Origin of the sequence: Bacillus coahuilensis m4-4 (assembly GCF_000171615.1) — a bacterium.
GTDB lineage: Bacteria > Bacillota > Bacilli > Bacillales > Bacillaceae_K > Bacillus_T > Bacillus_T coahuilensis.
Genome location: NZ_ABFU01000014.1, coordinates 1 through 13358 on the forward strand (window position 1 = coordinate 1; position 13358 = coordinate 13358).

The 13358-nt window shown below is 37.7% G+C and carries 10 protein-coding genes and 3 pseudogenes; 9 read left to right on the forward strand and 4 right to left on the reverse strand.

From position 1 onward, the window contains the following. The first annotated feature begins 188 nt into the window (after positions 1 to 188). A pseudogene (locus tag M44_RS19940) lies at positions 189 to 1705 on the forward strand (IS1182 family transposase). A gap of 115 nt (positions 1706 to 1820) precedes the next feature. Here M44_RS19940 and M44_RS19945 read toward each other — a convergent pair. Then, the gene (locus tag M44_RS19945; protein ID WP_010170806.1) at positions 1821 to 2057 is read right to left on the reverse strand and encodes a hypothetical protein; all 237 of its coding nucleotides are present in this window, start codon (positions 2055 to 2057) and stop codon (positions 1821 to 1823) included. Positions 2058 to 2108: 51 nt separating this feature from the next. Beyond that, positions 2109 to 2330, reverse strand: a complete 222-nt coding sequence (locus M44_RS03245; protein ID WP_010170807.1) for a DUF1128 domain-containing protein — start codon at positions 2328 to 2330, stop codon at positions 2109 to 2111. Between the two features lie 178 nt (positions 2331 to 2508). Between M44_RS03245 and M44_RS03250 the strand changes: the two genes are divergently transcribed. The 3 genes and pseudogenes from M44_RS03250 to M44_RS03260 all read left to right on the forward strand — a co-directional run bounded on the left by M44_RS03250 (position 2509) and on the right by M44_RS03260 (position 4321). After that, positions 2509 to 3000: a YtxH domain-containing protein gene (locus tag M44_RS03250; protein ID WP_010170809.1), complete on the forward strand. Its 492-nt coding sequence runs from the start codon at positions 2509 to 2511 to the stop codon at positions 2998 to 3000. A 17-nt stretch (positions 3001 to 3017) separates the two neighbouring features. Then, a pseudogene (locus tag M44_RS19950) lies at positions 3018 to 3858 on the forward strand (YihY/virulence factor BrkB family protein). Between the two features lie 151 nt (positions 3859 to 4009). Beyond that, positions 4010 to 4321 (forward strand): hypothetical protein, encoded by a 312-nt coding sequence (locus tag M44_RS03260; RefSeq protein ID WP_010170810.1) that lies wholly within the window; start codon positions 4010 to 4012, stop codon positions 4319 to 4321. Positions 4322 to 4708: 387 nt separating this feature from the next. Here the strand turns inward: M44_RS03260 and M44_RS19960 are convergent. Beyond that, positions 4709 to 6623: pseudogene (locus tag M44_RS19960) on the reverse strand (heavy metal translocating P-type ATPase). A 219-nt stretch (positions 6624 to 6842) separates the two neighbouring features. Here M44_RS19960 and M44_RS03275 point away from each other — a divergent pair. The 4 genes from M44_RS03275 (at position 6843) to M44_RS03290 (ending at position 11650) form a co-directional block, all read left to right on the forward strand. Then, positions 6843 to 7772, forward strand: coding sequence for a DMT family transporter (locus M44_RS03275; RefSeq protein WP_010170814.1), 930 nt, complete (start codon positions 6843 to 6845; stop codon positions 7770 to 7772). A 120-nt stretch (positions 7773 to 7892) separates the two neighbouring features. Next, positions 7893 to 9404 carry a spore germination protein gene (locus M44_RS03280; protein WP_010170816.1) on the forward strand — a complete coding sequence of 504 codons (1512 nt, stop codon included), beginning with the start codon at positions 7893 to 7895 and terminating at the stop codon, positions 9402 to 9404. A gap of 11 nt (positions 9405 to 9415) precedes the next feature. Next, positions 9416 to 10525 carry a GerAB/ArcD/ProY family transporter gene (locus M44_RS03285; RefSeq protein WP_010170817.1) on the forward strand — a complete coding sequence of 370 codons (1110 nt, stop codon included), beginning with the start codon at positions 9416 to 9418 and terminating at the stop codon, positions 10523 to 10525. 6 nt (positions 10526 to 10531) lie between these two features. Further along, positions 10532 to 11650: a Ger(x)C family spore germination protein gene (locus M44_RS03290; RefSeq protein WP_010170819.1), complete on the forward strand. Its 1119-nt coding sequence runs from the start codon at positions 10532 to 10534 to the stop codon at positions 11648 to 11650. A 19-nt stretch (positions 11651 to 11669) separates the two neighbouring features. On the opposite strand, the gene M44_RS03295 is transcribed toward M44_RS03290, so the two are convergent. Further along, positions 11670 to 12857, reverse strand: a complete 1188-nt coding sequence (locus M44_RS03295; protein ID WP_010170820.1) for an MFS transporter — start codon at positions 12855 to 12857, stop codon at positions 11670 to 11672. A 100-nt stretch (positions 12858 to 12957) separates the two neighbouring features. Between M44_RS03295 and M44_RS03300 the strand changes: the two genes are divergently transcribed. Beyond that, positions 12958 to 13338 carry an OsmC family protein gene (locus tag M44_RS03300; protein WP_010170822.1) on the forward strand — a complete coding sequence of 127 codons (381 nt, stop codon included), beginning with the start codon at positions 12958 to 12960 and terminating at the stop codon, positions 13336 to 13338. Positions 13339 to 13358: the final 20 nt, after the last annotated feature.

Consider the following 13358-nt stretch of genomic DNA (forward strand, 5'->3'; position numbering starts at 1 on the left):
TTTCCCTCGGGAGTCTCGCACCTTTCGCTCCAATCAACCTAATCAATAGGAACAAATGTAAAATTTCAATAAAATAAAAAAAGAAAATCGTTCCCATTTGGTATAATTAAGTCACCACAAATAATTAGCCAAGAAAGGAACGATTTTCTATGTACAAAAACTATAACACAAATCAACTAACTCTTCCAATGGATCTTGAAGTCCTCATACCCAAACGCCATCTAGCGAGGCTAATTGATAGTGCCGTTGACAAAATGAGTCCTACCATCTTTTCTTCCCTTTACCCCGGGGGCGGAAGACCCGCCTATCACCTAAAATGATGTTAAAAGTAATCTTATACGCCTACACAAATAAGATCTATTCCTCTCGTCAAATTGCCAAACAACTTTCTGAAAACATAATTTTCATGTGGCTTTCCGGTGAACAACAACCCGATTTCCGTACAATCAATCGATTTCGTTCAGAGCGTATGAAAGATGTAATTTATGAAACATTTTTCTCCATTATTGATCTTCTAAAAGAGGAAGGCTATATCAAACTGGAAGATTATTTTCTCGATGGAACCAAAATAGAAGCCAACGCAAATAAATATACGTTCGTATGGAGAAAGTCGACTGAAAGATATGATCAAAAACTAAATGAGAAGTTCCATCAAATCGTACTAGATATTGAAAGAGTTTCACGAGAAGACGAATCTGCGGAATTAGAATTAGACCTTCATGAAAAGCTAGAAGATGCCCCTATTTCATCAGAAAAAATTAGTGAGACCATTCAACAACTTGAAGAAAAGCTCGTACAAGATCCTAAAAATAAACCGTTAAAAAAAGCGAAGCGTCAACTTGAAAAAGAGTTACTACCAAGAAAAATAAAATATGAAGAACAAAAGAAACTTCTTGGGCAACGAAATAGTTACGCGAAAACCGATCCCGATGCCACCTTTATGAGAATGAAAGATGACCATATGATGAATGGTCAATTAAAACCAGGATATAATGTGCAAATTGGAACAGAAAATCAGTTTATTATCGGCTTTAGTCTTCATCAACGTGCAGGCGATCCTGGTTGTTTCATCTCACATCTAGAAGTATTAAAGAAATATAATCGTCCAACCCCTAAAACCTTAATCGCAGATTCTGGATACGGTAGCGAGGAAAATTACGATTACTGCGAGAAGAACCAAATAGAACCGTTGATTAAATATAGCACTATAGATAAAGAATCCACCAAAGCGTGGAAACAACAAGTGGGACGAATAGAAAACATGGACTATGACGAAGAGTTAGACGAGTGGATTTGTGCGAACGAGAAAAAACTGACGTTTCAGTTCGAGAAGAAAATGAAAACAGAGAACGGATATGAATCTCTCAAACGCACCTATCGGTGTGTGGAGTGTAAGGGGTGTCCATTTCAAACAACATGTGCAAAGGGCAACGAAGTAAAGACGATACAGGTTTCAATAGAAAACCAAAAACAACGGAAAAGAGTTCGTGAAAAATTAGCATCGGAAGATGGTCAGCAAACATACAGGAAAAGAAAAATAGAGGTTGAACCTGTGTTTGGTCAAATAAAATATAATCGTGAATTTTCACGTTTAACTCATCGAGGTCTCTCAAAAAATATAACAAATTGGGGACTTATTTGTGTTGCCCATAATTTATTAAAATGGGAAACCACCAAGCAAAAGCAACAAGAAAGAATAAGATAACAAGAGTTAATATGAGATTTAGGAAAGATAAGCGAATTAAAATTCCATATACTTACATAAAAACACACAAGAAAAGAGGTGACTCAAAAAAATCGTCTTTTAACGACCTCTTGAGTCAACCTCTTGTTTTACTAAACAGGATAGGTTGTTTATTAGCAACTAGGTAGTCAAGTTCTTCAGTCCGGTTTTCCTTTTCTTCCTCTTTTAGCCTTAACTTCTCCATCTCAAGCTTGTTAAATTCAAGCTCTAACTCTTTTTTCTTAAGTTCATAAGTTAATACTTTTTCAATTAGAACATATACAAACAGCAGGGTTAAACCAATGATAATTGTAATATAGAAAAATAAGTCCATAATAATCTCCTCTAGGTATGAATCATGAAAGAATAAAAAGGGTATTGCCCTTTATTTTCTTAAATTTCCTAGTTCCTCAACAATCGCTTGCATCTCGTTTGGACTAAACGAATTTTTCTTGATCACAAAGTTATACAAATCTTTCACATCGTCGTAAGAAGAGTTGGAGAAGTTTTCAGCGTTTAATGCTGAGTCGTTAACCATTTTTAATTTCTGTTTAATTTCTGTAATCATGTAGTGAATATTTTCTGGAGATTTTGTTGTAAGATCCATTTTTCATGTCCCTTTCGTAGCAAATTTACCTCTATCATACCTTTATTCTCTCATCTCATCAATTATTCCTTGTCATTGATTGGGTGGCATATAGGTTTTAAGCCGGTCCAATTAGGTAATATACAAAATAATACAAGATAAAAATTTTTTATTAAAACTAATGGAGGGATCATTGATTATGGCAAAGAATAAGTTAGTACAAGGGTTAATTTATGGAGCAGCTATTGGAGCGCTTGTGAGTTTAGCAGATAAAAATACTCGTAAAAATGTTGTAAACACGTCTCGCAAAGGATCAGAGCAAGTGAAATACTATTCAAAAAATCCGCAAGATCTAGGGGATTACATGAAGGAACTATATGAGAAGGTCAAGGTTGCGACGGAACAATTAAACGACGACTTCAAATTTATAAATGAAAAGTTTGAAAAAGTACGCAATGACATTGCTCCTGAAGTGAAAGAGGTGCTTGATGAAACTCAAGAAACTCTGATGGATTCTAAAAACAATTATAAAGAAGTGCTATCAGAAAACCAGCTGGATAAAGAATCAAAAGAAGAGTCTAAGGGTATGACAACTGCTAGCTCCGTACAAAATAATCGAACAGGCATGAATAGTACAGGAAATGTAAAATATAATGAAAATAACATTCGTACGTACCAAGAACAGAATTAAATGAGGTGTTCTATTTGATGAACGCGATTCATGAATTTAGTTCCCTTTCCTTTTGGAAGACGTTAGGGAAACGAATACAAGAATCAGATCTAACTGGGTTTGCAGCCCAGTTAGCTTACTTTTTTTTACTATCACTATTTCCGTTATTAATTTTCCTTGTGACCTTATTATCTTACTTACCTTTTACTGTAACAGATGTGCTGGATACAGTAAGAAATTACGCACCAGGCCAAACAATGGATACAGTTGAAGAAACGTTAACAGAAGTCATGACAAACCGAAATGGGGGACTACTTTCTTTCGGGATTATCGCAACGATTTGGACAGCTTCAAACGGAATGAATGCCGTGATTAAGTCGTTGAACCGTGCATATGAGGTTAGTGAGGAGAGACCATTTTATATTCAAAGAGGGTTATCTGTTCTCTTAACAATCGGCATGATTCTAGTCTTTATTATTGCCTTATTATTACCGGTGTTTGGAAAGCAAATTGGGAATGTACTGGATGGATTTTTTGGGTTTTTCTCAGCTCTTTGATATTCTCTGGGGAGGACTGCGATTCTTAGTTTCTCCGCTTGTTCTCATCACCATATTTATTGGAGTGTATTACTTAGCACCCAATTTAAAAATAAAATGCACGAGTGCCTTTCCAGGCGCTATCTTTGCTACACTTGGTTGGATTCTCATTTCTCTCGCGTTTTCTTTTTATGTTAGTAATTTTGCCAATTACTCTGCTACGTATGGGAGTATTGGAGGGATTATTGTCTTAATGGTTTGGTTTTATTTAACGGGAATCATCTTGTTAGTAGGTGGAGAGATAAATGCGTTAATGAACAATCGTTTGAATAAAAGATGTTAAATTGGCTAGAATCTTGAGGATTCTAGTCTTTTTATTTTTGTGGATCAGTAGATTATTCAGGATATTTAAAAGGACAGAAAAGTAAAAAAGTGTAACCTTCTGTGAGCAGGTGACTATATATTCACTAACGAGCAAGGAAAGGAATGATGAAATGTTAAAATATGTTGGGTTGTTTTTACTGACCATCATTATGGAAACAGGGGGATTGTATCTTATCTCAATCGTAATAGGTATGGAATTTATGGAAATTTATTTTTTAGGTAGCATTGCAGCTTTTGGAGCGATTTGGCTTTATAGTCTTGCGATACATAACAGTAATAAAGTCCACAATGCGTCTGAGCGAGCAGCAACGGGAATCCAAGAAGGTGAGACAAAAGCGTTTGATTTTAAATTTAGTCCAGTTATGGTCGGAATGGTGCTCATGATTCTTATTTCGTTAGTAGGAACCTTAATATACTATTAAGATTTTACAAAAGGATGGCGGTGGTCATTCTTTTTATTAAAGATACGGTAAAAGTAGGGTGAACGAGTGGTATAACGGGCTTACTGAGCGCACATCCTTCACTTCCGATCGGAGCGAACCAGGGGATAGGGATTTGATACTAGAAAATAGGCTTATCCGCTTACTCCCTTCAGAAAAATTCTCCATCTATCCTTATACATGTTACCCCTCCAAACAGGCAAACTATCACCATGAGAAGGGAGGGACGATGATGACGAAGCATACGAAAAAAGACGGCGGTACAAAGCAAAACAGCAAGCATAAGCCAAAGCAGAAGACAAGCGGTTCTGCAAATGGACAGAATGGGTATCATTAGAAAAAAGTAGGGAGGCTCCCTACTTTTTCACTTTATCGTAATAGTCGTAGTCCATTTAAGATGACTAATATCGTACTTCCTTCATGTCCGATTACACCAAAAGGTAGGTCAATTAACTGCAGGAAGTTAGATATCACAAGTAATGTAATAACAGCTAGGGAGAACGCAATATTTTGCTTTACGATTCTTCGCATTTTTTTGGATAGGCGAATCGCTTCAGCAATTCTCGGTAAATCATTTTTCATCAGAACGATATCTGCGGTTTCTAAAGCGACATCCGTTCCTTCTCCCATCGCAATTCCTACTGATGCAGTAGCTAGAGCCGGAGCGTCGTTAATACCGTCACCGACCATGGCAACAGATCCGTATTTTTGTAAAAGCTTTTTTACTTCTGTTACCTTTTCTTCAGGCAAGCATTCTGAAATGAACTCGTCTACATGGGTTTCGTTTGCTATTGCTTGAGCTGTTTCAGCGCTGTCTCCTGTAATCATGATGGTGTAGATGCCTTCATCCTTTAAGGTTTGTAATGCCCTCATGGTATCTTCTCGTACCACGTCCTTTAAAGCAAGCATCCCAACGATTTCATCTTCTTTCATGGCATAGACAATAGTCGCTCCTTCTTTTGCCCAGAGAATATCTACACCATCTGAAAAGCTTGTAGCCTTCTCTTCCCCTACGAAATTTCGCTTACCAATCTTCCATTTAGCTCCTCCGATAGACGCTTGAACACCACATCCAGACACATCCTCTAGACGTTCAGGCTCAATGAGCTCTACCCCATGTTTTCTTTTTACATACCGGACTATAGATTGAGCTAATGGGTGATTGGATTGATTTTCAATAGAGGCCATGTGTAAAAGAATTTCTTCTTCCTTCATATTGTTCGCTGTTTTCACATGTATAACTTCAGGTTTTCCCTTTGTTAAGGTTCCAGTTTTATCAAATGCGATGGCTTTTATCGTACTTAGTCGTTCTAAATGAACTCCCCCTTTAAAAAGGATCCCTTGTCGCGCACCATTTGAAATGGCTGCAAGGGAGGCGGGCATTATACTAGCAACCAAGGCACATGGTGAAGCCACTACAAGCAATACCATTGCGCGGTAAAATGTATCGGTCCATGACCAGCCTAGTAAAAAATGAGGGAGAAACATCATTAGAATAACAACAAGAAGAACCCCTTTACATATTGGCCTTCAATCTTTCGATAAACTGCTGAGATGGAGACTTTTCGCTTTGAGCAGATTGAACAAGATTAATAATTTTTTGAAAAAGTGTTTCACTAGCATGCTTGGTGATTTTTGCTGTGATAGAGCCTTTCACATTGACTGTTCCAGCGTAAATTTCATCTCCGTATTGCTTTTCAACAGGAATCGATTCGCCCGTTATGGCTGCCTGATCAATCGTCGTTTCTCCACTTACAATTTCAGCATCTGCTGGTACACGTTCACCGGGCTTAATTCGAATGATATCTCCAATGCCTAGCTCTGATACATGTACAGTTTCTTCTACTCCATTGTGAATACGTAGAGCTTGCTGAGGTTGAATATCCATAAGAGCCGATATTTCCTTGTGACTACGGTTCATAGTATAGGTTTCTAGTGCACCACTGACGGCGAATATGAATATTAATATCGCCCCTTCTGTCCAGTAGCCGATAATACCAGAGCCTACTGCCGCAAACACCATCAGCATCTCTACGTTAAGCTCTCGGTCCGCGATGGATTCTTCAATCCCTTCCTTTGCTTTGAAGAATCCTCCTATTACAAAAGCGGTGATATAAAGTGAGACGGACCATGTTTCCAATCCTGATTGATCTAAAATCCATGCACTTAAAATAAGGGCACCACTAATGACAGCTAAAATGAGTTCTAAATGAGGCTCGATTTTTCCCCATACGGTTAGGTTTTCTTCCTTTTGTTTCATTAATGGTAAAGATTCTGTACTCATATTACATACTCTCCCTTCTTGGCTTTAATGAGAATAACAATCAACATCAGTCCCCTAAAAAGCACGAAAGCTGCCACCTATAGAGGTGACAGCAAAAACGGACTTTAAGGAGTTCTCCCTAGCTTGAGTAAATGATTTTATTTTAATTTCATCCTATCATACAATGTATGAGTTAGAAAGAAAGTTGTGTGTCAAAAGGACAAATTTTTGGAGGAAAAGATGACGGCTAAACGATTTTTTACCCATCCTCTTGGAATATTAGGGTCTGCCATTGTGTCTACCTTTTTATGGGGAAGCGCGTTTCCCTTTATTAAGTGGAGCTATCAGCTTCTTGAGATCTCATCTGATGAGATTGGTGAGCAAATGCTGTTTGCAGGCTATCGATTTTTCTTAGCGGGAGTTCTTATATTTATTTTATTTACTGTATTAGGTCGAGAAATGCGCTATCAAAAAGGGACAATTGTTCCTCTAGCGAAGCTTGGATTTTTTCAGACGTTCTTACAATATGTTTTATTCTATATTGGATTAAGCTTAAGTACAGGAATTCAAGGAAGTATTATTGCAGGTACGACAAGCTTCTTTCAAATTTTACTCGCTCATTTTATGTATCGCAATGATAAGATGAGTACTCGAAAAGCCATTGGCTTACTAGTTGGATTTACAGGAGTTGTTCTCGTCAACATAACAAACGGAGAAGTTACCCTTAATTTCGGTTTGGGAGAGATTTTACTTTTAAGTGCTATGATGATTAGTGCATTTGGAAATATCCTGGCTCGAAATGAAGCTCAGCGAATGGAAGTAAGTTATATTACGTCGTATCAAATGCTAATTGGTTCGGTTGGGCTTTTACTTATCGGTGGATTTTCAGTCGGATTTATGCCATTTAGTTTTACTCTTCAATCAAGCCTAATTCTGCTGTATTTGGCGTTTTTATCCGCGGCAGGATTTGTATTATGGAATAATGTCATGAAATATAATCAAGTGGGTCAAGTGTCCATGTACTTGTTCCTTGTTCCTGTCTTCGGTGTGATGCTCTCATCCATTATTCTAAATGAAGCTATTCATATGTTTGTGTTGTTAGGGTTATTATTTGTTGCAAGTGGAATTGTGATCGTGAATCGTTCGAAGCGACAAGTGAAAGAAGGATAAGGAAACGAATGTAAGCTAATGTAAGGGTCTATGACTTTTACGTTAGTCTTTTTTTAGTGTGTATGCTTTTTACGTATTTACGGATAATAAGGGAAACATTACTAATGGTGGGTTGTGAATATGTTATTTAAAAGAGGTAACAGGAGGCGCATTGAGAAAAAAGCGCAGGAGAAACCGTTAACGTTGATAGAGAAGGTAACAGAAAACATCAAAGATCATGAGGATTTAATAACCCGAACGTTCGAAAAGCTTGACGTTAAAATCACCTTATATTTTATCCAAACGTTAGTCGATCAAAAAGTAATCGATTTAAATATTTTAAATGTGATTCAGCACCATATTAAGGATGAAATTTCGTATAGTGTGCTAGAAAATAAACTACCAGTTAGCCAGATTAATCGTTCAAATGATGCCAAAATCATTAGTGAGAATATTAGAGCTGGGTCAGTGTTCATCCACTTTGACCAGGAAGAAGAGGGTATCCTCGTTCACCTTTGCAAAAATGTTGAAAGATCTATTGCCTCCTCTGAAAATGAGTCTCTTATTTTCGGACCCAACCTTGCCTTCACTGACAGTCTTGAAACCAATATACACTTAATTCAACGAAAAGTACGAGATGAGAACTTATGCTTTGAAAAGTTAATGATTGGTGAACGCAACCATACGGAGGTTCGATTAGTCTACTTAAAGGATTTAACAGATGAATCGGTTGTAAATACGGTTCGCCAGAGGTTAGAAGATTTGACCGTAGATGATATGGTGGATTCTTCTGTTCTTGCACAGTACTTAGACGACAATGAATTTTCACTATTTCCTCAAACCTTATTAACTGAATTACCAGATCGAGTGAGTTTTTTGTTATCAAAGGGGAAAATAGCCATTTTAGCTGACCGAAGCACCAATGCGATTATTTGTCCCACCTCCTTTAGCAGCTTTTTTGAGACAACAGACGATGTGTATACTCGATGGAATATAGGAACCTTTCTTCGAATGGTTCGATATATAGCGATGATTCTTTCGGTTTTATTAACACCCGCATATGTCGCATCGTTAACGTACCATTATGAAATTATTCCGTCTGCCCTACTCGTTACCCTAGGCCAATCAAGAGCAAATGTTCCGTTTCCCCCGGTCTTTGAAGCATTAGTATTGGAATTTATCTTAGAGTTATTGCGTGAAGCTGGGGCGAGATTACCTACTAAGGTTGGTCAAACCATGGGTATTGTAGGGGGAATTGTCATTGGTCAAGCGGCTGTAGAAGCGGGGTTTACTAGTAACATCTTAATCATTATTGTCGCATTAAGTGCACTCGGTACCTTTACAACGCCAAGTTACACCATGGGAGCGGTGATTCGGATCATTCGTTTTCCTCTAATCATCTTAGCTGGTTTATGGGGAGCCATTGGTATCGTTGTGGGTATTATTTATTTAATGCTTCACTTGTTGCAATTAACAAGCATGGGTCAGCCGTATATGGTACCAGCATATCCTTTCCGGTTTGGTGATTTAAAGGATTCGATTGTTAGAATTCCGTACTCTTATTCGAATAAAAGACCTGTTAGTAACCGTCCACAAGACCCAGATCGATATCCAGCAAAAGAAGCAAAAACGAAAAAAGATCCTAGTGAATAGAGGGTAATGTCATGAAGAACAATATCCAAGCAAAAAATCATGTGTATTTTAATGCTTTTTTAGTCGCGTTTATTGTTCATACCTCACAAATCGGGCTGGGAGTTGCTGGAGTACAACGCATACTGTACATTGAAGCAAAGCAAGATGCGTGGATTGTTGTGCTTATTGCAGGAGTTCTAATTAACCTGACCGTCTGGGTAATGATACAAATCTTAAAGGAATATAACCATTTGGATATATACGAAATTCAAAAAGAGGTATTTGGAAAATGGGTAGGCGGAGGAATGAATCTTTCTCTCTCTCTCTACTTATTATCTGTCTATTGTTCTATTGTGATTGGTTATATTGAAATTGTCCAAGCTTGGATATTTGCTGAAATGCGAGCGTGGCTTTTAGGGTTAATATTAACCCTACTTGCTGTTAAGGGAGTGATGGGAGGCATACGCGTTATAGTAGGTGTATCTTTTATGGTTTTCATTGGGACAGTAGGAGTATTGTATTTTTTCTATGAACCAATTAACTACGCCAATTGGTACTACCTTCAACCTGTTTTGGAAGCTTCCCCAGGAGAGTTATTTAGAGGAGTGAAAGCCTCTATGTATACCATGTTAGGGTTTGAAATGATTTTGTTTGTCTATCCGTTTGTAAAAGAAAAGAATAATGTGCTTAAATACGCTCAGATAGGAGTCTCATTTACCACCCTCATTGTCTGTTCCTTAACCATTTTAGCGATTGTGTACTTTAGTGGGGAACAGCTTGAAAAAACGATTTGGGCGAGTTTATCGATGTTTAAAATTGTGAAACTTCCGTTTTTAGAAAGGTTTGAATATGTCGCAGTACCAGTATTAATGGTTGTCATCTTTCCCAATTTACTATTTTATTTATGGAGTGCCACTAGAGGTGTTAAAACAACCTTTAAAGTGCCTCAAAAGTATGCAGTCTATGCACTTGCAGCCATAGCCTTTTGTGTGATTATTATGTTTAAAAGACGAGCAGATATTAATGTATTTGTTGACTGGGTTGGGAATATTGGTGGAGTCCTCGTCATTATCTATCCATTTGTTTTATATAGCATCATAAAAATGAAAAAAATTATCACGAATATAGTGAAGGGAGGCTAACGAGATGTGGAAAAAAGGGTGGGCTTTATTTCTTTTGTTTTTTTCTTAGCATCCTGTGTACAAAATCATGAGTTAGAGCAACTCGGATTATCAACAGCGGCGGGATATGATTTAGAAGATGACGGCAGGATACTTGGGACCCTCGTATTAAATCAATTTGACCCGTTAAAAAAAGAAGCGATTCAAACTGTCCAATCGATTGGAGAGACATCTAAATCTATACGTCAATCAATCAACCTTGAAACGAGTAACAAGATTGTTTCGGGGCAATTACGTGTTGTTACGTTCGGAAAAGAGTTAGGGGAAAAAGGGGTCATTTCTATCACAGATACTCTTAGCCGAGATTCATCTATCGGAACCATGATTTATCTATCGGTCAGCAAGAGTAGAGCCAATGAGTTACTACGTCTAAAATCTCCGATTCTGAGTATGGGAAACTATCTATCTCAGCTTATAGAACAGAATATTGAAAGCGAGACGATTATATCGTGCACTTTACATGAGTTTTTACAAGCTTATTATGATCCTGGTCGTGACCCTATTCTCCCCATGATGGAGTTAAGAAACGGGATGGTACTAGCAGATGGCCTGGCCATTTTCCAGGATGATAAAGTAGTGGGAGAGATTAATGCGAGAGAAGGATTTTATATTAAATTAATCCGAGATAAATATGATGCAGGTACAACAGAGATTGATATACCTGTATTAGATTTTTCTACAGAATTAATAAATATGGAACCAAAAAAAGATGAAATTCATGTTGTAGTGGACCAAATAAAAAGTGAGGCAAAAATTAAGTTAGTGGATCCTAATATTCCTTCGTTTGAGGTGAAGATACAATTAGATTGTGCTGTTCAAGAAATATCAGAGGATATAATCTTTAATGATCAACAAAAAACAGATGAATTTCAAAAGTTAATTAATAAAGGAATGGAAAAACGGCTACAAAATGTCTTAGCCGTTCTACAAGAGTTGAATTCAGATCCAATCGGCTTTGGCATGGTATACAATGCAAAGGTTAGAGGCAAGGAATTGACAATAGAAGAATGGAGAGAACTTTACCCTCAGGCTCAAATCAAAACAGAGATTGATACAAGAATAGTAAGAACGGGAATTATGGACTAAAAGAAGGAAAGAAAGTAGCTTAATTCTTTCCCTCTTTTACCATACCCCTAAAAGATTGCTTCCATGAGAAGTAAACCATCGATATAAATAGCGCGACTAATAGTGCAGCTAAAAAATGAAAGAAGCTTATACCGTCTACATATTGAATCACAAGTCCTCCCATTATAGGACCTACTATACTACCAATGCTAAATAAGATGCCACACATGATGTTGCCTGCGGGTAAAAGGGAGTGAGGTAATAAATCAGCCATATACGAAATACCTAATGAGAACGTAGAGCCAACTGCCAATCCTGCAATAAAAAATAGGAGTGTTAATAGGAAAGACGATTCTTCGAAAAATGATGCCACAAAGAAAGACACTCCTCCTATAAGTAAAATATATTTAAGAATAACTTCCCTCCCAAATCGATCACTTAATATCCCAAGTGGAAACTGAAATAAGATTCCCCCAAAGGCAAAGGCCGGAAGAATAATGGACACTGCACTGGTATCCATTCCACTTCTGATCGCGTAAATTGGAAAATTACCGTTTAAGGAAGCCTCTAATACGCCATACCCAAATGGAGGCAGTAGTGCCACCCAAGCATATTTCCAAACCTTACCGAACCGATGAAAAGAACCGAAAAAATTTGCTCTTCCATGTTCATCCTTTTCTGGGTATTCATTCCCTAAAAAGAAAACAAGTCCCCAAACCATAAAGCTTAATCCAGATGAGATTATAAAAGGAAGTGCTTGATTAATAGATAGAAGGTTTACAAACAACGGGCCTACAGCAAATCCGATTCCAAAAGACACACCATATAACGAAACGTTCCTTCCTCTAGTTTCTTTCGTAGAAAAGCTCGTAATCCAAGTTTGGGTAGAGAAATGGAGCATATGATCTCCAATCCCTATGGCTAAGCGTAAAATAAACCAGAACCAAAAGCTTTGCCACACAGGAAATAATAAAAGGGATACGGCTACAACGAATCCCCCAATAATGATCATTCGCTTATAGCCCATTCTTCTTAATGGTTCTTCCATAAAAGGAGAAGCAAGCAGAATGCCGATATAGATTCCGGTTGCATGTAGCCCGTTAAGAGAGGAGCTGATTCCATCCTGTTCAAAAATAATTGCAATGATTGGAAGAAGCATGCCTTGTGATAATCCAGAGATGGCGACGATGCTGACCAATATCCAAAACCGAGTTCTAGGTGAAATCATAGTTTGCCTCCCATTTTATATGACCTAGCGTAAAAATTGGCAACTTCTTCTTTCTTCGATAAAATCAAAGAGAATTCAAAATGAAAAAGGAGTGACCAACATGCATTTTACCATGAAAGAAGGCGGATTTACGACTGAACTTCCTTACGGTGAGTTACATATTTCTGGGAACGAGGAATTCGGGTTCAGACCCTTTCAGCTATTAGTCTCGTCCATTGCGGTTTGCAGCGGCGGGGTGCTACGAAGCATTTTAGATAAAATGCGCTTATCGTACGAAGATATTTCCATGGAGGCAAAGGTGGAAAGAAACGAAGCAGAAGCAAACCGAGTAGAAAAAGTGTATATTCACTTCACGATTAGAGGAGATTTAGATGAGAAGAAAATAGAAAAAGCTCTGCACCTCACTCGTAAAAACTGTTCAATGGTCCAATCTGTCATAGGGTCCATTGAAGTCGAAGAAACGTTTGAAATTGTAAAATAAAAGAAAGCCTAGGTAGGCTT

What these genes read in the sequence shown, in the direction of transcription:
- M44_RS19945 (WP_010170806.1), bottom strand. Translation starts at nt 2,057, where the DNA reads ATGGACTTATTTTTCTATATTACAATTATCATTGGTTTAACCCTGCTG.
- M44_RS03245 (WP_010170807.1), bottom strand. Translation starts at nt 2,330, where the DNA reads ATGGATCTTACAACAAAATCTCCAGAAAATATTCACTACATGATTACA.
- M44_RS03250 (WP_010170809.1), top strand. Translation starts at nt 2,509, where the DNA reads ATGGCAAAGAATAAGTTAGTACAAGGGTTAATTTATGGAGCAGCTATT.
- M44_RS03260 (WP_010170810.1), top strand. Translation starts at nt 4,010, where the DNA reads ATGTTAAAATATGTTGGGTTGTTTTTACTGACCATCATTATGGAAACA.
- M44_RS03275 (WP_010170814.1), top strand. Translation starts at nt 6,843, where the DNA reads ATGACGGCTAAACGATTTTTTACCCATCCTCTTGGAATATTAGGGTCT.
- M44_RS03280 (WP_010170816.1), top strand. Translation starts at nt 7,893, where the DNA reads ATGTTATTTAAAAGAGGTAACAGGAGGCGCATTGAGAAAAAAGCGCAG.
- M44_RS03285 (WP_010170817.1), top strand. Translation starts at nt 9,416, where the DNA reads ATGAAGAACAATATCCAAGCAAAAAATCATGTGTATTTTAATGCTTTT.
- M44_RS03295 (WP_010170820.1), bottom strand. Translation starts at nt 12,857, where the DNA reads ATGATTTCACCTAGAACTCGGTTTTGGATATTGGTCAGCATCGTCGCC.
- M44_RS03300 (WP_010170822.1), top strand. Translation starts at nt 12,958, where the DNA reads ATGCATTTTACCATGAAAGAAGGCGGATTTACGACTGAACTTCCTTAC.